This window comes from Cupriavidus sp. GW823-FHT06D04 (assembly GCF_058795055.1).
Genome location: NZ_JBXAHL010000006.1, coordinates 55,445 through 74,945 on the forward strand (window position 1 = coordinate 55,445; position 19,501 = coordinate 74,945).

The window sequence follows — 19,501 nt, forward strand, 5'->3', positions numbered from 1 at the left end:
GACACCCGGCACAGCCCCATATGAAAGGAGACCGGCATGGGACTGGCGAGCCCGCCGCAACGCCCCCGATCGCAACTCGCCGGCACACTGCCCGGCACGGTGCCGCCGCGCGACGATTCACTTGCTGCCGTACGTGCCGGCGCGTGGTTCAGCCAGTTGCCGCCGGCGCTGCGCCAGGCACTGCTCGATGATGGCAGCCTGCGCCGGCTGGTGGCCGGCGAGACGCTCTTTGCCCGCGGCGACCGCTTCGACGGCCTGTATTGTGTCGCCAGCGGCACCATGCAGATCCACGCCAGCGGCGAATCGGGCAAGGCGGCGTTGCTCGGACTGCTGGAGCCCGGCACCTGGTTCGGCGAAATCTGCCTGTTCGACGGCCTGCCGCGCACCCACGACGCGCGCGCGGTCAGCGCCACGATGCTGTGGCACGTGCCGCGCGCCAGCCTGGAGCGGCGCCTGGCGCAGCAGCCGGCATGGTGGCAGGCCTTCGGGCAATTGCTGGCCGCCAAGACGCGCCAAGCCTTCAACTATGTCGAGGAAGCGCAATTGCTGCCGCCGGCGGCGCGCATCGCCCGCCGCCTGGCCGCGATCGCCCATGGCTACGGCAACCTGCCGCAGGACCAGGCCACGCAGCGCGTGCGCATCCCGCAGGAACAGCTTGCGCAGATGCTGGGCCTGTCGCGCCAGACCGTGAACCACGCGTTGCGCGAACTGGAAGCGCGCGGGCTGCTGCGGCTGGAGTATGGCGGCATCGAACTGCTTGACCTGCCGGCGCTGGAAGCGCTCAACTGAATGCATCGCACCGGAGCCCCGCACACCATGATAACCCTGGACGCCCCCCAACTGGACGCCTGGCTGGCACGCCTCGGCATTGCCGCCCCGCCCTCGCCCACGCTGGAAGCTCTAGATATCGTACTGGCCGCGCACCTGGCCAGCATTCCGTTCGAGAACATCGATCCGCTGTTGCGCCGGCCTGTACGGATCGAACTGGATGCGGTCTTCGACAAGCTCGTCACGCGCCGGCGCGGCGGCTACTGCTTTGAGCTCAATACACTGCTGGCGGCCGGGCTGGGCGCGCTCGGCTACGCCGTGACGCCGCTGGCCGCGCGCGTGCGCTGGGGCGTTCCCGACGATGTGCCGACCATGACCTCGCACATGCTGCTGCGCGTGGAAGTGGCGCATCGCAGCTACCTGGCCGATGTCGGCTTCGGCGGCCCCACGCCATACCGGGCGATGCCGCTGTCCGAGCCGGCCGATGACAGCTTCCCTTACCGTCTGGCCCCTTCGCCGCCGGAGGCCACCGCCACCGCGTTCCACAGCTACGATCTGGAGGCGCGCGGCGACACCGGCTGGATCAAGGTCTACCGCTTTGACCTGACGCCGCAGCCGTGGATCGATTTCGTGCCGCGCAACTGGTATGTATCGACGCACCCTGACAGCGTATTCCTGCAGCGGCTGATGGCCGCGCGCACCGACGGCGGCACCCGCGTGACGCTGGCCGACGGCGACCTGGCCGAGCGCGCACCGGACGGCACCGTGCGCCGAACGCGGCTGGCCTCGCCCGAGGCCGTGGTGCAGGCCTTGTCGGATCGCTTTGGCGTGCTGCTGGACGATGACCTGCGGCGTGGCCTGGCCGACGCCCTGCCAGCGCTGCTGGCGCCCGCAACGGCATCCTCCGGCACCTGAGGCGCCATGATTGCGCTATGCAGCATGTCTGCCATGCACGGCGCGCATTGCCCGCAGAAAGAATCCTGATATGGCCGGCGCGCGGCACCCCGGCCTGTGGACTGGTGCCAGCGGCGCCACCATAATGTCCTGGCGATGCTGCCTGCGGGCACGTCGCCAGGACAAAGCCGGCCCCTGACGCCGGCGCAGCCATACAGGAGACTCCATGTCATTGTTTGATCTGACGGGCAAGGTTGCCATCGTCACCGGCTCCTCGCGCGGGATTGGCCGCGCCATCGCCGAGCAGATGGCCGTCCAGGGCGCCAAGGTGGTCATTTCTTCGCGCAAGATCGAGGCCTGCCAGGAAGTGGTGGATGCCATCAACGCTCGCCACGGCGCCGGCACCGCGATCGCGGTCCCTGCCAATATTTCTTCGAAGGACGACCTGCAGCGCCTGGTCGACGAGACCAACCGCGCCTTCGGCAAGATTGATGTGCTGGTCTGCAATGCCGCGTCCAACCCGTACTACGGGCCCATGAGCGGCGTGTCGGACGACCAGTTCCGCAAGGTGCTGGACAACAATGTCATCTCCAACCACTGGCTGATCCAGATGGTGGCCCCGCAGATGATCGACCGCAAGGACGGCTCGATCATCATCGTGTCGTCGATCGGCGGCCTGCGCGGCTCGCCCACCATCGGCGTGTACAACATCTCCAAGGCCGCCGACTTCCAACTGGCGCGCAACCTCGCCGTCGAGTTCGGGCCGCACAACGTGCGCGTGAACTGCATCGCGCCGGGGCTGATCAAGACCGACTTTGCGCGCGCGCTGTGGGAAGATCCCGAGCGCTACAAGCAGTCCACCCAGGGCGCCCCGCTGCGCCGCATCGGCGAACCCGTCGAGATCGCCGGGGCGGCGGTCTACCTGGCGTCGGCGGCCAGCACCTTCATGACCGGCCAGGCGCTGGTCGTGGACGGCGGCGTGACCATCTGAGCGTCAGGCCCCAGCGTTGGGGACGCCGGCCTCAACACCGCCCCCCGCCGCTTTCCTGCATTTCCCTCAACCTGCAGTGCAGTTCCGGGAGGCAGTCATGTCGAGCAATCCGCAGTTGGCCGGCACCTGGCCGGTCATGTCGCTGGCCGAGGCCCACGCCCGGCTTACCGCGCCCGGCGCGCCGTTCGAAACCGAAACGCGCGTGATCCGCGGCATCCCCACCACAGTCTGGAAGAACGCCCCCCCCACGCTGCGCGAGCTGTTGCTGAATACGCGCGCGTTTGCCGACCGCACCTTCGTGGTCTACGAGGACGAGCGCGTCTCCTACGATGCCTTCCGGCGCGCGGCCATCGCCCTGGCCCATGCACTGGTGCGCGACGGCGTGCGCAAGGGCGACCGCGTGGCCGTAGCCATGCGCAACCTGCCTGAATGGCCGGTGGCGTTCTACGGCGCGCTGCTGGCGGGTGCCATCGTGACACCGCTCAATGCCTGGTGGACCGGGGCCGAGCTGGAGTATGGCCTGGCCGATTCGGGCAGCCGCGTGGCGATCGTCGATGCCGAACGGCTCGACCGCATCCTGGAACGCCTGACAGGCTGCCCGGCGCTGGAACGCGTCTATGCCTCACGTGTCGGCGGCACCGCCTCCGAGCCGCGTGTGGCCCCGCTGGAGAGCGTGATCGGCACCCCGGCTGACTGGGCCGCGCTGCCAGACCAGCCGCCGCCACAGGTCGATATCGATCCGGACGACGACGCCACCATCTTCTACACCTCGGGCACCACCGGCAAGCCCAAAGGCGCGCTCGGCACCCACCGCAACTCCACCAACGTGGCGGTCGCCGGCAGCTTCAGCCCGATCCGCAACCTGTTGCGCCGGGGCGAGCCGATTCCCGCGCCGGACCCCGCCGCACCGCAAAAGGCCATGCTGCTGGCGGTGCCGTTCTTCCACGTCACCGGCTGCATGGCGGTGCTCAACGGCGCCATCGCCACCGGCGGCAAGATCGTGCTGATGCACCGCTGGGACGCGCTGCGCGGCATGGAACTGATCGAGCGCGAGCGCTGCACCGCGGCCGGCGGCGTGCCCACCATCGCATGGCAGATCCTGGAGCATCCGGAGCGCGACCGCTTCGACCTGTCCTCGCTGGAGAACGTCAACTACGGCGGCGCGCCGGCATCGCCCGAACTGGTGCGGCGCATCGGCGAGGTATTCCCGCTGGCCGCACCCGGCATCGGCTGGGGCATGACGGAAACGTCGTCCACCTTCACCAGCCACAGCGCCGAGGAATACGTGATGCGCCCGGACAGCAGCGGCCCGGCACTGCCGATCGGCGAGATGAAGGTGGTGGACGGGTACGGCCGCGCGTTACCGCCCGGCGAAACCGGCGAGCTGATGGCGCGCGGCGCCAATGTCGTACGCGGCTACTGGAACAAACCCGAGGCCACGGCGCAGACCTTTGCCGACGGCTGGCTGCGCACCGGCGACATTGCACGGCTGGATGAGGAAGGCTACGTCTATATCGTCGACCGGATGAAGGACATGCTGATCCGCGGCGGCGAGAACATCTACTGCATCGAGGTGGAAAGCACCCTGTACGAGCATCCGGCGGTGATGGATGCCGCGGTGGTCGGGCTCGCGCACAAGACGCTGGGCGAAGAGCCGGCCGCGGTGGTCAGCTTGAAGCCCGGCATGCAGGCGAGCGAGGCCGAGCTGCAGGATTTCGTGCGCACGCGGCTGGCGGCGTTCAAGGTGCCGGTGCGTATCCTGATTTACCAGGAGATGCTGCCGCGCAATGCCAATGGCAAGATCCTGAAGTCGAACCTGCGCAAGCTGTTCGACGCAGCCGCCTGAATCGCGGCAGGACAGCCCCGACTCGACAAAACAACAAGGACGACCAATTGACGGAACAAGCAAAGCGTGACCGCTCCCTGTCCACCCCAGTGCGGGCAATGACCGCGGTGGCACTCGCCGCCCTGGTGGCGGGCTGCGCCGCCGGCGGCACCAACCTGTCCGCGGTGCCAGAGCTGCGCCCCGGCGTGGCGGCGGGGTACCTGGCGGCCGATGCGCGCCCGGACAGCCTGAAGCTGCTGCCCGCGCCGCCGGCGCAGGGCTCCCCCGCCCTGGCGCTGGATGAAGACGCCGCGGGCCAGGCCGGCACGCTGCGCGGCTCGTCGCGCTGGCAGCTGGCCACCGAAGATGCCGTGCTGACGTTCCCGCAGGCTGCCAGCGCGTTCTCATGCGTGCTGGGCGTGCCGGTCAGCGAGAAAGACACGCCCTACCTGAACATCCTGCTGCGGCGCAGCCTGGTCGATGCCGGCCTGTCCACCTACGGCGTCAAGGACCGCTACAAGCGCACCCGCCCCTTTGTGGCCAACAAGACGCCGATGTGCACGCCGGCCGACGCCGCCAAGCTGGAAAAGGATGGCTCGTACCCGTCCGGCCACAGCGCCATCGGCTGGGCCTGGGCGCTGATCCTGGCGGAGGTCGAGCCTGAACGCGCCAATGACATCCTGGCGCGCGGGCGCGCGTTCGGCCAGAGCCGCGTGGTCTGCAACGTGCACTGGCAAAGCGATGTCAACGAGGGCCGCATGATGGCCGCGGCAACGGTGGCGCGGCTGCATGCCGATCCCACCTTCCGCGCCGACCTGGACCAGGCCCGACGCGAAGTGGCGGCGGCACGCGCCAGCGGCGCGCGCCCGTCGCGCGACTGCCAGGCGGAGAGCGCAGCGCTGGCCCCCTGATCCGCCGGTTGCCCGGGCCGGCTACTGCACGGGTTACTTCACCGGGATGACCGTGCCCGCCGGCACCGGCACGGCGGTGACGCTGTTCTGCGGGCTGCCGCTGACAATGCGGTCGGAGTACGTCAGGTACACCAGCGTGTTGCGCTTGCGGTCGACCGCGCGCACGACGTGCAGGACCTTGAACAGGATCGACATGCGTTCGGAGAAGACGTTGTCCTGTTGCCGGATCGGCCCCTTGAAGGCGATCGTGCCCACCTGCCGGCAGGCGATCGATGCCTCCGGCGGGTCTTCGGCCATGCCCAGCTGGCCCTTGATACCGCCCGTGCGGGCGCGCGACACATAGCAGGTCACGCCGTCCACCTGGGGGTCGTCATAAGCTTCGATCACGACCTTGTCGGAGCCGGTCATGCGGAAATTGGTGCTGACGCTGCCGATCTCCTCGGCGTAGGCGCCCGAGGCGGCCGCCAGACAGGCGACGGCCAGGACCGTGCGGATGCGATTGCAGTTGCGCTTCATGGCGGGGTCGGTATTCAGGTCACCGACGACTTGATGTCGTCGTGGCGCTTTTCCATTTCCTGGCGCAGCGCGCGGCGCTGCTGGGCGGCGGCAAAGCGCTGGCGCTCCACCTCGTCGCGCGGCTCCAGCGGCGGCACCTCGGCCGGCGTGCCGTTGTCGTCCACGGCCACCATGGTGAAGTAGCAGCTGTTGGTATGGCGCACCAGCTTGCTGCGGATGTTCTCGGTCACCACCTTGATGCCGATTTCCATCGAGCTGCGGCCGGTGAAGTTGACCGAGGCCAGGAAGGTCACCAGCTCGCCCACGTGGATCGGCTGGCGGAACACCACCTGGTCGACCGACAGCGTCACCACGTAGCGGCCGGCGTAGCGGCTGGCGCAGGCATAGGCAACCATGTCCAGGTACTTGAGGATGGTGCCGCCGTGGACGTTGCCGGAGAAGTTGGCCATGTCCGGCGTCATCAGCACGGTCATGGAAAGCTGGTGGGACTGGTCGTTCATGATGCGGGTACGGATTGCGGGGCGGGATTTCGGGGGCGAACCTGCGAGGGCGGCATTGCCTGAATGCACGCCGGAACGCTGGCGCCGGCAGTTTAACCCGGATCGTGCCCGCCGTTGCCGGCGGCAGCCCGGTGCCGGCAAGGGTGGCCGTGCCGGGCAACAAAAAAGCGGCCTGCAAGGCCGCTTTTCACGCTGTGGACGCAAACTGCTTACTTCTTCTTGTTCACCGCGTCCTTGAAACCCTGCCCGGCAGAGAACTTGACCGTCTTGGCGGCCGGGATCTTGATGGTTTCACCGGTGCGCGGATTGCGGCCGGTGCGGGCGGCGCGTTTGCCGGCGCTGAAGCTGCCAAAGCCCACCAGCGTCACCGAATCGCCCTTTGCCACTGCCTTCTTGATACTGTCCAGCGCTGCGTTGAGCGCGCGCTCGGCGGCGGCATTGCTCAGTTCTGCTTCCGCGGCGATGGCCGATACCAGTTCACCTTTATTCATGGCTGATTTCCCTTGTTGGTCGTCGTCACCGATGTGCGTGCCTCGCGGCAAAGCCATCGATCGGCGCAGTCTAATCTGCCCGTTGCGCGTAGAGCAATCCCCAGTGGCACCAATGCGACAAAAAAACCCGCAAATCCTTGATTGAGGCCGGTTAGCGGGCAATTTCCATCGCTTTTCCCGCTTGCCAGAAGCCGACTTTGCCAGGCCGTCCTGCCGCGCGGCAACGCCAGGCCGGCTCGCGCCCGGGGCAAACCAGAGCATAGGACAAATTCCCACAAATGGGGCGTCGCACCATAACGGTTCAGCCTGCGCCGCCGCTGCGCGCCATTTCGGCGCATCCGCACCACCACGGCGATGCCAGTGGCAACGGTGCCAACAGCGCCGCCCCGGTCTGCGCGCGGCATTCCGGTGCGGTTTTACCCGACAAGGTGCACGTGGCACCAGGATGCGGCCATTGCTGGAATGCTTTTTGCATACCCACGCTCCCATTTTGAGCATGAGGTCACTATGGACAACTGGAAGACCGGCACCGACGCCCTGTTTATCCTGCTAGGCGCCATCATGGTGCTGGCCATGCACGCCGGCTTTGCCTTCCTGGAACTGGGCACGGTGCGCAAGAAGAACCAGGTCAACGCACTGGTAAAGATTCTGGTGGATTTTGCGGTTTCGACGATCGCCTATTTCTTTATCGGCTACACCATTGCCTACGGCGTGCAGTTCATGTCCGGGGCCGAAACGCTGGCGCAGAAAAACGGTTACGAACTGGTCAAGTTCTTTTTCCTGGCGACATTTGCCGCGGCTATTCCGGCGATTATCTCGGGCGGTATTGCCGAGCGTTCACGCTTCAATCCGCAGCTGGTCGCCACCTTCGTGCTGGTGGGTTTTGTCTATCCGTTCTTCGAAGGCATCGCCTGGAACCAGCGCTTTGGCGTGCAGGACTGGATCACGCGCGTGGCCGGCGCACCGTTCCATGACTTTGCCGGCTCGGTGGTGGTGCATGCGCTGGGCGGCTGGATCGCGCTGCCGGCGGTGCTGCTGCTGGGCGCGCGGCGCGGGCGCTACCAGAAGGACGGCCGCATCAGCGCCCATCCGCCCTCAAACATCCCGTTCCTGGCGCTGGGCGCCTGGGTGCTGGCTGTGGGCTGGTTCGGCTTCAACGTCATGAGCGCGCAGACGGTCGACAAGGTCAGCGGCCTGGTGGCGATCAACTCGCTGATGGCAATGGCCGGCGGCACGCTGGCGGCCTGGGCGGCCGGACGTAACGACCCGGGCTTTGCCTACAACGGGCCGCTGGCCGGGCTGGTGGCGGTGTGCGCGGGCTCGGACCTGATGCACCCGCTCGGCGCGCTGATCACCGGGGCGGTGGCCGGCGCGCTCTTTGTCTATATGTTTACGCTGGCGCAGAACAAATGGCATATCGATGACGTGCTCGGCGTGTGGCCGCTGCACGGGCTGTGCGGCGCCTGGGGCGGCATTGCTGCGGGCATCTTCGGGGCCAGGGCGTTGGGCGGGCTGGGCGGCGTGTCGCTGGGCGCGCAGGCAATTGGCACCGTGCTTGGCATCGTGGTGGCGCTGGCCGGCGGCACCCTGGTATATGGCGCGCTGAAGAAGCTGGTGGGCATCCGGCTGGATGCCGAAGGCGAATTCAACGGAGCGGACCTGACCTTGCACCGGATTTCGGCAACGCCGGAGCGGGAAACCAACTGGTAATGGTGCGGGCCGTCCTGATTTAAATAGACAAGCTGCGCAAGGCAGCTTGTCTTAACAATAATTTGCTTGCACTTCCGGTACGGCGTCTCAATAATTGCCGTGCCCATGTATTGCGCCGCAACAGCGCGCAGGGCTAGCACATCGCTGCCGGCTGAATCGGGGGATGTTGTGCCGGCGGCCGGCCGGACACCAACATTAAAGGACTACGCCGATGGATGCCACTACCTTCGATAACCTCAAGGCCCTGGTTGTCACCTACGCGACAGAATTCGGGGTCAAGATCCTGGCGGCCCTTGCCTTCTGGGTCATCGGCCGCTGGCTGATCCACTTTGTCGTGCGCATGGTGCAGAACGCGCTCGGCAAGCAGCAGGTCGATCCCACGCTGCTGCGCTATGTCGGCTCGATCGTCACCGTGACGCTGAACGTGGTGCTGGTGATTGGCATCCTCGGCTACTTCGGCATCCAGACCACGACCTTTGCCGCACTGATCGCCGCCGCTGGCGTGGCCATCGGCATGGCTTGGTCGGGGTTGATGGCGAACTTCGCTGCCGGTGCGTTCCTGGTGGTGCTGCGCCCGTTCAAGGTAGGAGACTTCGTGACAATCGGCGGCGTGACCGGCACGGTGCGCGAGATCGGCCTGTTCGCCACCTCGCTCGACACGCCAGACAATGTGCAAACCGTGGTCGGCAACAACAAGATCTTCAGCGATACCATCCAGAACTTTACGGCCAACCCGTACCGGCGCGTCGAACTGAAAGCGCAGCTTGCCGGCAGCACCGACACTGCCCATGCGGCAGCGCTGCTGAAGACCCGCATCGCGGAGATCCCCAACGTGCTGGCCGAGCCCCCGATCGACGTCGAGATCCTGGAGTTCACGCTGGTCGGCCCGGTGCTGGCGGTGCGTCCGCACTGCCACAATGACCACTACTGGCAAGTCTATTTCGATACCAACCGCATCATCCGCGAGAGCTTCGGCCAGGCCGGCTATGCCGCACCGATGCCGGCGCAGATGGTGGTGGTGCAACAGGCTGCCGCCCAGCAAGCCGCCGCGCAACAGGCCGCCTGACGACGGCTCGCAGCCGGTGTCAACGGGGGCCTGAGCGCCCGTAGTAGCGCATCAGCACCGCGCCTGCACCGCAGGCCGCCATCACCACGCCCAGCGGCAGCGCGGTGCCGTCGCGCCACAGGCTGACGGCCGCGCCGCCCAGCGTGCCGAGTGAAAACTGCAGCGTGCCCATCAGCGCCGAGGCCGTGCCGGCGCGATGGCCCTGATGGGCGAGCGACAGTGCCGACGCATTCGGCGATACGCAACCGAGCGCGCCGATAAAGACGAAAAATCCCGCCAGCAGCACCGGCAGCACCGCCACGCCTGCAAGCGCGGCAAAAGCGAGCGCCAGGCCCGCCGCGCAGGCCGCCAGCAGCGCGCCCCCGAGCACCTGATCGAGCGAGCGGCCGCGCACCAGCCTGGCGTTGAGCTGCGACATCGTGATCAGGCCCAGCGCATTGGCGCCGAACACAAAACCGTAGTGCGACGGCGCGATGCCGTGCAGCTGGATCAGCACGAACGGCGACCCGGAGATATACGCGAACATGCCTGCCGAGCCGAAACCGGCAGACAGCGAGTAGCCGAGGAATTCGCGATCCCGCAGCAGCTCGGCATAGCTTTTCGCCACGGTGCCGAGCCGCAGCGGCGCCGCATGGCGCCGGTCCAGCGATTCTTCCATGCGCAGGTGGACCAGCAGCAGGATCAGCATCCCGGCCGCCGCCAGCACCCAGAAGATCGTGCGCCAGCCCGATACCGAGAGAATGCCGCCACCGACGATCGGTGCCAGGATCGGCGCAACCCCCATCACCAGCATCAGCGACGAGAAAGCGCGCGCCGACTCATGCGCCTCAAGCCGGTCGCGGATTACCGCGCGTGCCATCACCATGCCGGCGCAGCCGCCCAGCGCCTGCAGGAAGCGCCACAGCATCAGCGACTCCACGCTGCGTGCCAGCGCGCAGCCCACCGCGGCGGCCACGTAGAGGCACAGGCCGACATAGAGCGGCGGCTTGCGCCCGAAGCGGTCGCTGAACGGCCCATAGAAGGCCTGCCCCAGCGCCAACCCCACCAGGAATGTGCCGAGGGTCAACTGCACCTGGCCGATGTCCACGCCGAGATCGCCAGCCAGCGACGGAAAACTCGGCAGGTACATGTCGATCGACAACGGCGCGATCGCCATCAGCGAACCGCAGATCAGCAGCCAGGCAGGAAAGCGCGCGGGAGAAGCCGCGCTGGTGGAACGGGGCATGGAAAGTATCCGGGGGAACGGCGTTGTCACGCACGGCCAGCCTGCTTGCGGCCCGCGCCTGCAACCCGTGAAAAGGCGCAATTGTTGCACAGCATAACGAAGGCGGTACGGTCCTGGCGTGCAGGGTTTTGAAACAGTCGTTCAGAAAAACTGCCCTGCCTAAGTCGGGTCCGATGGTGCTGGCGAAGTTGGCGCTATTGGTGAATAGTGAGGTCAGGTCATTTGCGATCACGGCAGCGCGAATCGGCGCTGCAGATGCCCTTGCCGGGTGGCGCGGCTTTCACCTGCGGCAAGGTGGAGGGTACAATGCCAGCCTGTCGGCGCAAGCCACACCGTCGGCCACGCAGAGACGGACGACAGTATCGGTCCCGGCAACGTTAGCCTGCATGAGAATACGACACACGCCGCTTCCCGCTTCGCTAGGCCCGGCCGCACTCGCGGCTGCGCTGCTGTTGCTGCTGCCCCAGCCCGGCAACGCCGCGCCGGTGCAGGCGCGCAATGTCGCCGCCTCGGCGCCGGCCCCCGCGATCGATGAGGCCGACCCGCTGTCACGCATGCTCAAGGGCGCTGCCACCGGCCAGAACACCGGCGCCGCCGGCGTGCCCGAATTGCTGCGCAACACCACACGGCCCGACAACGTACTGGCACGCGCCTGCCGCCAGCTCAACGACGCCCTGCCGATCGAAATCGACGGCGAAACGCGGCTGCGCCGCTGCCAGTCGATCCCCGGCAAGCATGTGCTGTTCCAGCTGGAGCTCACCAACTACCGCGGGCCGATGCTGGACCTGGCCAGCTTCGAGGTCAACTACGCCGCGCCGCTGCAGCGCAATATCTGCGCCAACCGCGACGTCGAGATCCTGACCAAGCTTGGCATCAGCCTGATGTTCCGCTACATGACGCGCAAGGACCGTGGCGAGCGCCGCATCGGCGATGTCTACATCAACGCGCCCATCTGCACGGCGGCGCTGCGCTAGCCAACACAAACAAGAATCGATTGCAATTGACGCGTGACGGCACGCCGCCCGCGCAAAAAAGACGGCCCGCAGATGCGGGCCGTTCTCGTTTTGCGTCAGTCCCGCTCAGGCAGCGCGCGGGCGCAGCGGCAGCACGTTGGCCGCGCGCCGCACCAGGATGCGCGTGTCCTTCCAGCCGGCATCGGCCAGCGGCGAGCCCCATACCAGTTCATGCAGGCGTGCCAGTGCAAACGGATTGCCCAGCAGCACATGCTTCTGCGCGGGGGTCAGCGCGCGCGGGCCATGCGTGAGCGCATGCTCGACCAGGGCCTCATGGCGCCTGCGGGACGATTCCGGCTGCACCACGCGCGGCGTGGCGGTCGCGCACATCAGCGCATTGGTAACCGGGTCCACCACGGCGTCGACAAAGTCAGGCGTTTCGGCCGCGGCTTCGACATGCTGTTGCGTCTCGACGATTTCCCGCGGTACCTGCGTCTCCTCAGGGATCATGAAGAGGCCCGCATTGCGCGAGGCACGACCGAACGACACCCGCGACAGCATCACCGACAACGGGATCGACAGCGCCAGCGAGCCCACGATCGGCAACAACCACAGCACGTAGGACGGGTTCAGCCAGTACACCAGACCACCCCAAGCCAGGCCCAGCGCGGTGTGCCAGCCGTGGCGGCGGAACGCTTCGCCCCAGGTGGTCTCGGTGTCTTCGCGCGGGGGCGACTTCCACGAGATGCCCCAGCCGCTGTATGCGGCGATCACGAACTTGGTATGGAACAGCATGCGCGTGGGCGCCAGCAGCGCGGACAGCAGCACCTCGATCAGCATGCTGGCAATCAGCTGCACCGCCCCGCCATAACGCCGCGCCTGCTTCATCAGCAGCACCACGCTGGCCAGCTTGGGCAGGAACAGCAGCGTGGCCGTGGCAGAGAACAAGGCCAGCGCCTTCTCCGGATGCCATTCGGGCCAGGTCGGGAATAGCTGATATTGCTGCGTGAAATACTCCGGCGGCACCAGCGCATGCTTGGCCAGCATCGCCGTGGACAGCAGCAGGAACAGCAGCCACAGCGGCGCCGACAGGTAGGCCATGATGCCGGTCAGGAACACCGCGCGGTGCACCACGTGGAAGCCCTGCTTGAGCCACAGCCGGAAATTCATCAGGTTGCCCTGGCACCAGCGGCGGTCGCGCTTGACCTCGTCCAGCAGGTTGGGCGGCAGTTCTTCGTACGAGCCTTCCAGGTCGTAGGCGATCCACACGCCCCAGCCGGCACGGCGCATCAGCGCGGCTTCGACAAAGTCGTGCGACAGGATCTCACCCGACAGCGGGCCGCGGCCGGGCAGCGGCGCCAGCGCGCAGTGCTCGATGAACGGGTGCACGCGGATGATGGCGTTATGGCCCCAGTAGTGCGATTCACCCAGCTGCCAGTAATGCAGGCCGGCCGTGAACAGCGGCCCGTACACGCGCGTGGCGAACTGCTGCACGCGCGCGTACAGGGTCTCGCGGCCCACTGCCAGGGGGGCGGACTGGATGATGCCCGCGCCTGGGTTGGCTTCCATCAGCCGTACCAGCGTGGCCAGGCAGTCGCCGCTCATCACGCTGTCGGCATCGAGCACCACCATGTAGCGGTACTTGCTGCCCCAGCGGCGGCAGAAGTCGGCCACGTTGCCGGTCTTGCGCTTCACGCGGTGGCGGCGCCAGCGGTAGAAGATGCGGCCGAAGCCGCCGACGGCGCGGCACAGCTCCATCCACGCGTCATGCTCGGCGGTGCGCAGGTCCGGATTGCCGCTGTCCGACAGCACGATGAAATCGAAGTTGGACAGGTGACTGGTGCGCGCCAGCGATTCATAGGTGGCGCGCAGCCCGGCGAACACGCGCGTCACGTCCTCATTGCAGATCGGCATGATGATCGCGGTGCGCGCCTCGGGCGCGATCGGCCCGTCGGGCGCGGCCGAGCGCGAGATCAGGTGGCGGTCGCCGCCCTTGGCCAGCACCAGGAAGCCCATCATCGCTGTCCAGAAGCCGGCCGACACCCATGAGAACAGGACGGCGAACAGCACCAGGATGGCGATCTCGAGCGGATCGGCGCCATGGTACGGCAGCACATTGCTCATGAAGTACGTAGCCAGCACGGTCTGGATCACGACCAGGCCCAGCAGGAACCAGCGGCGGTGCGAGCCAGCCGGATGCCATTTGCCTTCGGCATCGGGACCGTCGTGCAGCGTGTCCCAGGTCTCGGGCACGGGTGGGCGGCCCAGCATGTGGCGCCAGGTATTGCGCAGCCAGCCGGTGACGATATGCGGCGGCCACTGGCGCGGCACCATCGAGCTGCGCTCGGGCTCGGGGCCGGTGTCGACCTTCACGGTGCCGTCTTCGCGCCGCTGCAGCAGCGGTGCGCCATCCACCTGGGGATTGCCGTATGCCATCGTGAAACGCCGGCCGACGGAGGCGTAGGCACTGCCGCCTTGCGCGGGCGGCGTGTCCTTGGCCGCCAGGCGCGACTGCAGGCGCGTGATCGCGTCCTGCGCATCGCGGCCGTCGGCGGTAACGGCGATCACGGGGGCAACGGATGCCACGGGCGTGACCGGTGCGACCGGCGTCGCGGGCGCGCCGTCCGCCAGCAGTTCGCTGCGCACTTCAGGCGATACCGGCAGGCGGTCGACATAGCGCTCGCATGCCGCCGCCTTGGCCGGTCGCTGCTTTAGCCTGGGGGTAAGATGTAGCTCCATGTCTCGGATAGGGTTGTATTGCCGTTGCGAAGATAGCCGCGCAACTCAACCGGCTTGGTTTCGTCCTTGCGGCGCATCACCATGGTCATGCGCCAGCCGCCGGTCGCCTCATTGCGCTGCACCGACGTTTTCAGCAGCTCACCGTTGGCATCGGCCGAAACCACCGGGTCGATGCGCACGTTCGCCGGCAGCTTGCCGAAGGCCGGGCCTTCGAAGTCCACCACCAGCGAAAAGCTCGTGTCTTCCTTGTTGCGGGTCTGGCCCTGCCCCAGGCGGGTCTGGGTCACCCACGACAGCGGCGGCTGTTGTTCGCCGTCCTTCTGCCACAGCAGCCGGTACTCATAGTCGAAGGGTTGCTTCGGCTTGGGCGGGCTGTCCGGCACCCAGTACGCGACGATGTTGTCATTGGTCTCGTCCGGCGTCGGGATCAGCACCAGCTCTACCCGGCCCGAGCCCCAGTTGCCGCGCGGCTGCACCCAGCCACTGGGCCGGCGCTCATACCATGAGCCGATCTCCTGGTAGCTGTTGAAGGTGCGGTCGCGCTGCATCAGCCCGAAGCCCTGCGGATTGGTCGCCGCAAACGAGGTGACCAGCAAGCGCTTGGGATTGACCAGCGGGCGCCAGACCCATTCGCCGGTGCCCAGGTGGATCGACAGGCCGTCAGAGTCATGCACCTCGGGGCGGAAATCCTGCGCGGCCGACGGCTGGTTCTCACCGAACAGGAACATGCTGGTCAGCGGCGCCAGGCCCAGCTTGGTCACGTTCTCGCGCAGGTAGAGGCGAGACTTGACCTCCATCGCGGTCTCGGCGCCGGGCTTGATGGTGAAACGGTACGCGCCGCTCATGCGGCGCGAATCCATCAGCGCGTAGATCGTGATCTCCTTGGCATTGGGGCCGGGACGCTCGATCCAGTATTCGACAAAGCGCGGGAACTCCTCGCCCGAATTGAGCGCGGTGTCGACCGCCAGGCCGCGTGCCGACAACCCGTACCACTGGTCCTTGCCCAGCGCGCGGAAATAGCTCGCGCCCAGGAACGACGCCAGCTCATCCTTGCGCTTGCCCTGATTCAGCGGGTACAGGATGCGGAAGCCTGCATAGCCCAGGCCCTTGAGCTTGCCGGCATCGACCTTGTGCGGGCCGTAATTGAACGCGGACGGGTCGAAGCGGAATTCACGCACGCTGTCGCCCACCACTTCATGGATACGCACGGGCTGGTCAAACACCATGCCCTCGTGGAAGAACGACAGCTCGAACGGCGAGCGCGTGCCGCGCCAGGCAAAGCGCTCGGGCTTGTATTCGATCTCGCGGTAGCGCTCGTATGACAGCTCGCGCAGCTCGCGCGGCAGGTTCTGCGGCGGCGCCTTGTAGGGCGAGGCCGCCAGCTGGCGCGCGCGCGCCGCCACGGTGTCGAAATCGAACGCATGGGCGGCCATGGCACACAGCGCCAGCGTACTGCCACCAAGCCAGGCTGCGATCCGCACACCCGCCCGTGCCGCGCGGCGGGCCACCGGCCCGGCGGCGGGCAAGGTATGGGTAACGGACAGGCGTGGCGTGGCGATCTGTGACATGTATGCCAGGGTGAGCGGTTGAATCGGGGTGACCGGCATCGGCGGTCGGAACGAAGGACGACACAGCAAGAGACGGGCCCGGCGCCGAGTGGCGAGACCCGGACACGAGGCAGACGGCCCGCGGGGCACTGTGTCCGGTTTGTTGCGATGCGCAATAAACCATAACAATTCGAGACGCGGAAGTCACGTTTCGATCACGCAAGGTTTGAAACAAAATGTTGGCCAGGTTGCCCGAAAGCCGCTCCGGACAAGGCTTTGCGGGCGCTGGGGTCACACGGCCGCAAGCCCCGGCGAGGCCAACGCCTGCCGGCTGTGAGAATCTGGTTGAGATCGGGGCCGGCCGGCAGCCGGCCCCTTTAATACAGTGTTACTTTTTAGCCCCTTCGCTGTACGGATCGAACTTGCCGCTCTTGGCGCCTTCGGAATACGGATCGAACTTCCCGCTCTTCATGCCACCCTGGCTGTATGAGTCGAAGGACTTCTGCGCGCCGCCCTGGATCGGCTCCATCTGGTCAGGGCGGGCACCCGGGTTCAACGAGGTCACGTTGTCGCTTTTTGCGCCATCCGAGTACGGGCTGAATTTGTCCTGCTTGGCACCATCGGAGTAGGGACTGAACTGGTCTTGCTTGGCGCCGTCGGTGTAGGGATTGAACTTGTCGGCCTTGCCTGTGGTCTGGGCGTGCAGCGTGCCGAATGCGCAGGCAAGTGCCAGGCCGATGGTCAGATAGCGCAGCTTCATGGGATCTCCTCTCGCGGGGGGAAAGGCGCTTGCCGTGCAAAGCGCACAGCAGGCTCCGCTGCCGGCCAACGCGAAGCGCGGGGGCAACAATCAACGCTAGGTCAGCGGCTGGCACGTGTCAACCGCACCGCGCGCTGCTGCGGCGCTGCATTGCGCTTACAATGCCACCCAAATGCCACCACGAAGCCACAAGGAATCGTCATGCTGCCTCGGCCATCCGACCCTACCGCCAGCCCTGTCCGCCCTGCCCTGCGCGCCGCCGTCACTGGCGCGCTTGGTGCCGCCCTGCTGTTTGCCGCGGCGGCACCGGCGCAGGCGTACTTTGACAATTACCTGAGCGGCACCATCATCGGCACGCTCAACGACAAGGAAGGCGCGTCGCTGGCCAAGTCAGTGCGCACGGCACTGAACGATACGGCCGACGGCAAGACCGTTGAATGGACGTTCCCCGCGGCGGGGCGGCGCCAGCAGATCGACGGCACCATCACGCCGATCGAAAGCAAGACCGACAAGGGCCAGCCCTGCCGGCGCCTGAAGTCCGATCTCAAGCGCGGCAGCGCTGAAGAGCATTGGAGCGGGTGGTTCTGCAAGCAGTCCAACGGACAATGGAAGTCGCGCCAGGTGGCTGACTAAGCGGCGCTGATCGCTCGCGCAGCCGGCGTTCATGCCGCGCGCGACGGCGCGCGATGCGGCCGCGCTGCCGGATCGACCTGCGGCGACCCTGGTTCCTCGTACCACCTGGTCCCGGGCACGTAGACGGTCTTGTCCGGCTGCGCCATGAAATGCGGCGACATGATCTGCACGCCGTGGGTGTTGAACTGGTCCTGGATCGCCGCGTGCAGCGCCGACAGCGCGTAGAAGCGATTGCGCGGATGGTCCAGCGCGCAGAACAGTTCGTACTCGACATAGAAGTCGGACAGCCCCCGCTGCAGCACGAATGGCGTGGGCGACGGCACAATATGCGCCGATTCGCCGGCGGCTGCCAGCAGCATCGCATGGACCTGCCGCCAGGGCGTGTCGTAGCCGATCGTGACCGAGGTCGAGATCAGCGCAGCCTGCCAGCCTTCCTGCGCGCGGGGATCACGCACGCTGCCGTGGCGGGTGTAGTTATGGATGGCACTGCCGACCACCACCGCGTTGGGCAGCGTGACCTCTTCATTGCGCAGGTTGATCACCTTCACCGAGAGCGCGTCCAGCGAGGCAACGGTGCCCACCGTATCGCCGATGCAGACCATGTCGCCGCGCCGCAGCGCACGCGAATACACCACCACCATGCCGCTCATCAGCTGGTTGACCACATTGGCCGATCCCAGCGTGACCATGAAGCCGAGCAGCACCGACAGCCCCTTGAAGACATCACTCTCTGAGCCCGGGATATAAGGGTAGGCAAAGGTGAAGCCCAGCGCCCAGATCACCACCGCCGCCAGCCGCCGCGTGGCGCCCGCGGTTTCCGGATGCATGCCGGGCACCGTGATCTGGCCTTTCTGCACCGCCTTGAAGATATTCGACACCAGCCGCTGCACCGCGCGGGTAATCAGCAGGATCACCGCCACCGTGACCAGGCCCGGCACCGACGACACCATCGACAGCGCGATCTGCGACAGCAAGCCGACGATAAACGCGCCCATGCGGTCGCCCATGGGCTGGGTCAGCGGAAACTGCTCGAGCGCAAACTCCAGCCAGGCAAAGGCCAGCACCAGCACCAGCCCGATCGCCAGGATCTGCACGATGCGGGCAACCAGCTGGTAGAGCGCGCCGGTCCAGTCGAACTGGCCGCCGACGCGCTGCGCCAGGTGCCGCTCCAGTGCCACCTGCAGGCGGGCGCGCAGGGCCACGCCGGCTCGCGCCACACCCCATGTCAGCGCGGCCAGCACGGCCAGGCCGAGCAGGCTCAGCGCGGCACCGCGCAGCAGGTTTGGCCAGTGCAGGTGCGCGCGCCGTGCGGCAATGGCCTGGCGCAGACCCGCCGCGGTGCGCGTTGCGGCAGCTTCAAGCGTAAGGTGGTCCTCCGGCGAGAGGTCTTGCGAGGTCAGCGCGAACAAGAGCCGGTCGCCCAGCCGATAGGCGACCATCGGCACGTCGCCGACCGTGCCGCTGACCTGTCCGAGGGGCAGTGCCAGCTCGCTTTCCGTCAGGTCGTTGAACACCAGTTGCGCGCGCGAGACGCGCATGGCCGGGGTGGCACCCGCAATCTCGGCGCGCATGGTGGCGATGGGCCGGTCCATCAGGCGCAGCTCGACCGCGGCCCCGCTGCGCACGGCAATCGGAGCCTGCACGGCCGCGACCTCGGACACCGGCGCGGCCAGGCTGGCTTGCATCCACAGCGCGCCTATCACCCAGCCTAGTCCCGCCATCCAGAATGCCGTCAATCGCCGCCACCGCCGCCACACCGCTAGCGCTGCCATAAGACCGCTCCCGTCCGAGTTGGCCTGTGCCGGCGCGAGGGCTCCACGCCCTGCCCGGCACGATGCCCGCAAGCATAGCGTGCGGCGGCGCAGGCGCAAAGCCGGGGCGGCGGCGGCCGCTTGCGGCAGCGGACAAAAAAAAAGGAGGCCGAAGCCTCCTGTTGCGATCCGCCCGACATGCCCGGCTTTATCCCCCCGGA

The 19,501-nt window shown here is 67.0% G+C and carries 17 protein-coding genes; 9 read left to right on the forward strand and 8 right to left on the reverse strand.

Annotation, left to right across the window (positions count from 1 at the left end; translation table 11 throughout):
* Window positions 1-36: 36 nt before the first annotated feature.
* The 5 genes from AC1Q7H_RS11030 (at window position 37) to AC1Q7H_RS11050 (ending at window position 5,389) form a co-directional block, all read left to right on the forward strand.
* A complete protein-coding gene (locus tag AC1Q7H_RS11030) occupies window positions 37-789 on the forward strand; it encodes a Crp/Fnr family transcriptional regulator (protein WP_153955729.1) in 753 nt (250 codons plus the stop codon).
* A 27-nt stretch (window positions 790-816) separates the two neighbouring features.
* The gene (locus AC1Q7H_RS11035; protein WP_211981283.1) at window positions 817-1,683 is read left to right on the forward strand and encodes an arylamine N-acetyltransferase family protein; all 867 of its coding nucleotides are present in this window, start codon (window positions 817-819) and stop codon (window positions 1,681-1,683) included.
* Window positions 1,684-1,888: 205 nt separating this feature from the next.
* Window positions 1,889-2,653: an SDR family oxidoreductase gene (locus AC1Q7H_RS11040; protein WP_011617096.1), complete on the forward strand. Its 765-nt coding sequence runs from the start codon at window positions 1,889-1,891 to the stop codon at window positions 2,651-2,653.
* Between the two features lie 97 nt (window positions 2,654-2,750).
* Window positions 2,751-4,499 (forward strand): class I adenylate-forming enzyme family protein, encoded by a 1,749-nt coding sequence (locus tag AC1Q7H_RS11045; protein WP_492381307.1) that lies wholly within the window; start codon window positions 2,751-2,753, stop codon window positions 4,497-4,499.
* Window positions 4,500-4,546: 47 nt separating this feature from the next.
* Window positions 4,547-5,389: an acid phosphatase gene (locus AC1Q7H_RS11050; protein ID WP_492381308.1), complete on the forward strand. Its 843-nt coding sequence runs from the start codon at window positions 4,547-4,549 to the stop codon at window positions 5,387-5,389.
* A gap of 33 nt (window positions 5,390-5,422) precedes the next feature.
* Here AC1Q7H_RS11050 and AC1Q7H_RS11055 read toward each other — a convergent pair whose 3' ends face one another.
* From AC1Q7H_RS11055 to AC1Q7H_RS11065, 3 genes are all read right to left on the reverse strand, one after another.
* On the reverse strand, window positions 5,423-5,905 hold the full coding sequence (locus tag AC1Q7H_RS11055; RefSeq protein ID WP_013952871.1) for a CreA family protein: 483 nt from the start codon (window positions 5,903-5,905) through the stop codon (window positions 5,423-5,425).
* Between the two features lie 14 nt (window positions 5,906-5,919).
* Window positions 5,920-6,405 carry an acyl-CoA thioesterase gene (locus tag AC1Q7H_RS11060; RefSeq protein WP_013952870.1) on the reverse strand — a complete coding sequence of 162 codons (486 nt, stop codon included), beginning with the start codon at window positions 6,403-6,405 and terminating at the stop codon, window positions 5,920-5,922.
* 209 nt (window positions 6,406-6,614) lie between these two features.
* Window positions 6,615-6,896, reverse strand: a complete 282-nt coding sequence (locus tag AC1Q7H_RS11065) for an HU family DNA-binding protein (RefSeq protein WP_010814166.1) — start codon at window positions 6,894-6,896, stop codon at window positions 6,615-6,617.
* Between the two features lie 507 nt (window positions 6,897-7,403).
* Between AC1Q7H_RS11065 and AC1Q7H_RS11070 the strand changes: the two genes are divergently transcribed.
* Together AC1Q7H_RS11070 and AC1Q7H_RS11075 are read left to right on the forward strand one after the other, a co-directional pair.
* The gene (locus AC1Q7H_RS11070; protein ID WP_153955727.1) at window positions 7,404-8,606 is read left to right on the forward strand and encodes an ammonium transporter; all 1,203 of its coding nucleotides are present in this window, start codon (window positions 7,404-7,406) and stop codon (window positions 8,604-8,606) included.
* 211 nt (window positions 8,607-8,817) lie between these two features.
* Complete coding sequence (locus tag AC1Q7H_RS11075) at window positions 8,818-9,672, forward strand: mechanosensitive ion channel family protein (protein WP_153955726.1); 855 nt, start codon at window positions 8,818-8,820, stop codon at window positions 9,670-9,672.
* A gap of 19 nt (window positions 9,673-9,691) precedes the next feature.
* Here the strand turns inward: AC1Q7H_RS11075 and AC1Q7H_RS11080 are convergent, their stop codons facing one another.
* Window positions 9,692-10,897, reverse strand: a complete 1,206-nt coding sequence (locus AC1Q7H_RS11080; RefSeq protein WP_013952867.1) for a Bcr/CflA family multidrug efflux MFS transporter — start codon at window positions 10,895-10,897, stop codon at window positions 9,692-9,694.
* Between the two features lie 386 nt (window positions 10,898-11,283).
* Here AC1Q7H_RS11080 and AC1Q7H_RS11085 point away from each other — a divergent pair, with 386 nt between their 5' ends.
* The gene (locus AC1Q7H_RS11085) at window positions 11,284-11,871 is read left to right on the forward strand and encodes a hypothetical protein (protein ID WP_492381309.1); all 588 of its coding nucleotides are present in this window, start codon (window positions 11,284-11,286) and stop codon (window positions 11,869-11,871) included.
* 105 nt (window positions 11,872-11,976) lie between these two features.
* On the opposite strand, the gene mdoH is transcribed toward AC1Q7H_RS11085, so the two are convergent.
* The 3 genes from mdoH to AC1Q7H_RS11100 form a co-directional block, all read right to left on the reverse strand.
* On the reverse strand, window positions 11,977-14,589 hold the full coding sequence (gene mdoH / locus AC1Q7H_RS11090; protein ID WP_153955724.1) for a glucans biosynthesis glucosyltransferase MdoH: 2,613 nt from the start codon (window positions 14,587-14,589) through the stop codon (window positions 11,977-11,979).
* Window positions 14,562-16,157 (reverse strand): glucan biosynthesis protein G, encoded by a 1,596-nt coding sequence (locus AC1Q7H_RS11095; protein WP_041228861.1) that lies wholly within the window; start codon window positions 16,155-16,157, stop codon window positions 14,562-14,564. The genes mdoH and AC1Q7H_RS11095 overlap by 28 nt, the downstream gene beginning before the upstream one ends.
* Window positions 16,158-16,524: 367 nt before the next feature.
* Window positions 16,525-16,896, reverse strand: a complete 372-nt coding sequence (locus AC1Q7H_RS11100; protein WP_114134759.1) for a hypothetical protein — start codon at window positions 16,894-16,896, stop codon at window positions 16,525-16,527.
* Between the two features lie 201 nt (window positions 16,897-17,097).
* On the opposite strand from AC1Q7H_RS11100, the gene AC1Q7H_RS11105 reads away from it, so the two are divergent.
* Window positions 17,098-17,529 carry an RT0821/Lpp0805 family surface protein gene (locus AC1Q7H_RS11105; protein WP_013952862.1) on the forward strand — a complete coding sequence of 144 codons (432 nt, stop codon included), beginning with the start codon at window positions 17,098-17,100 and terminating at the stop codon, window positions 17,527-17,529.
* 29 nt (window positions 17,530-17,558) lie between these two features.
* Here AC1Q7H_RS11105 and AC1Q7H_RS11110 read toward each other — a convergent pair whose 3' ends face one another.
* The gene (locus AC1Q7H_RS11110; protein WP_492381310.1) at window positions 17,559-19,301 is read right to left on the reverse strand and encodes a mechanosensitive ion channel family protein; all 1,743 of its coding nucleotides are present in this window, start codon (window positions 19,299-19,301) and stop codon (window positions 17,559-17,561) included.
* Window positions 19,302-19,501 lie beyond the last annotated feature (200 nt).

Coding starts and splice junctions, on each gene's coding strand:
- AC1Q7H_RS11030 (WP_153955729.1), top strand. CDS start 37: ATGGGACTGGCGAGCCCGCCGCAACGCCCCCGATCGCAACTCGCCGGC.
- AC1Q7H_RS11035 (WP_211981283.1), top strand. CDS start 817: ATGATAACCCTGGACGCCCCCCAACTGGACGCCTGGCTGGCACGCCTC.
- AC1Q7H_RS11040 (WP_011617096.1), top strand. CDS start 1,889: ATGTCATTGTTTGATCTGACGGGCAAGGTTGCCATCGTCACCGGCTCC.
- AC1Q7H_RS11045 (WP_492381307.1), top strand. CDS start 2,751: ATGTCGAGCAATCCGCAGTTGGCCGGCACCTGGCCGGTCATGTCGCTG.
- AC1Q7H_RS11055 (WP_013952871.1), bottom strand. CDS start 5,905: ATGAAGCGCAACTGCAATCGCATCCGCACGGTCCTGGCCGTCGCCTGT.
- AC1Q7H_RS11060 (WP_013952870.1), bottom strand. CDS start 6,405: ATGAACGACCAGTCCCACCAGCTTTCCATGACCGTGCTGATGACGCCG.
- AC1Q7H_RS11065 (WP_010814166.1), bottom strand. CDS start 6,896: ATGAATAAAGGTGAACTGGTATCGGCCATCGCCGCGGAAGCAGAACTG.
- AC1Q7H_RS11070 (WP_153955727.1), top strand. CDS start 7,404: ATGGACAACTGGAAGACCGGCACCGACGCCCTGTTTATCCTGCTAGGC.
- AC1Q7H_RS11075 (WP_153955726.1), top strand. CDS start 8,818: ATGGATGCCACTACCTTCGATAACCTCAAGGCCCTGGTTGTCACCTAC.
- AC1Q7H_RS11080 (WP_013952867.1), bottom strand. CDS start 10,897: ATGCCCCGTTCCACCAGCGCGGCTTCTCCCGCGCGCTTTCCTGCCTGG.
- AC1Q7H_RS11085 (WP_492381309.1), top strand. CDS start 11,284: ATGAGAATACGACACACGCCGCTTCCCGCTTCGCTAGGCCCGGCCGCA.
- mdoH (WP_153955724.1), bottom strand. CDS start 14,589: ATGGAGCTACATCTTACCCCCAGGCTAAAGCAGCGACCGGCCAAGGCG.
- AC1Q7H_RS11095 (WP_041228861.1), bottom strand. CDS start 16,157: ATGTCACAGATCGCCACGCCACGCCTGTCCGTTACCCATACCTTGCCC.
- AC1Q7H_RS11100 (WP_114134759.1), bottom strand. CDS start 16,896: ATGAAGCTGCGCTATCTGACCATCGGCCTGGCACTTGCCTGCGCATTC.
- AC1Q7H_RS11105 (WP_013952862.1), top strand. CDS start 17,098: ATGCTGCCTCGGCCATCCGACCCTACCGCCAGCCCTGTCCGCCCTGCC.
- AC1Q7H_RS11110 (WP_492381310.1), bottom strand. CDS start 19,301: ATGGCAGCGCTAGCGGTGTGGCGGCGGTGGCGGCGATTGACGGCATTC.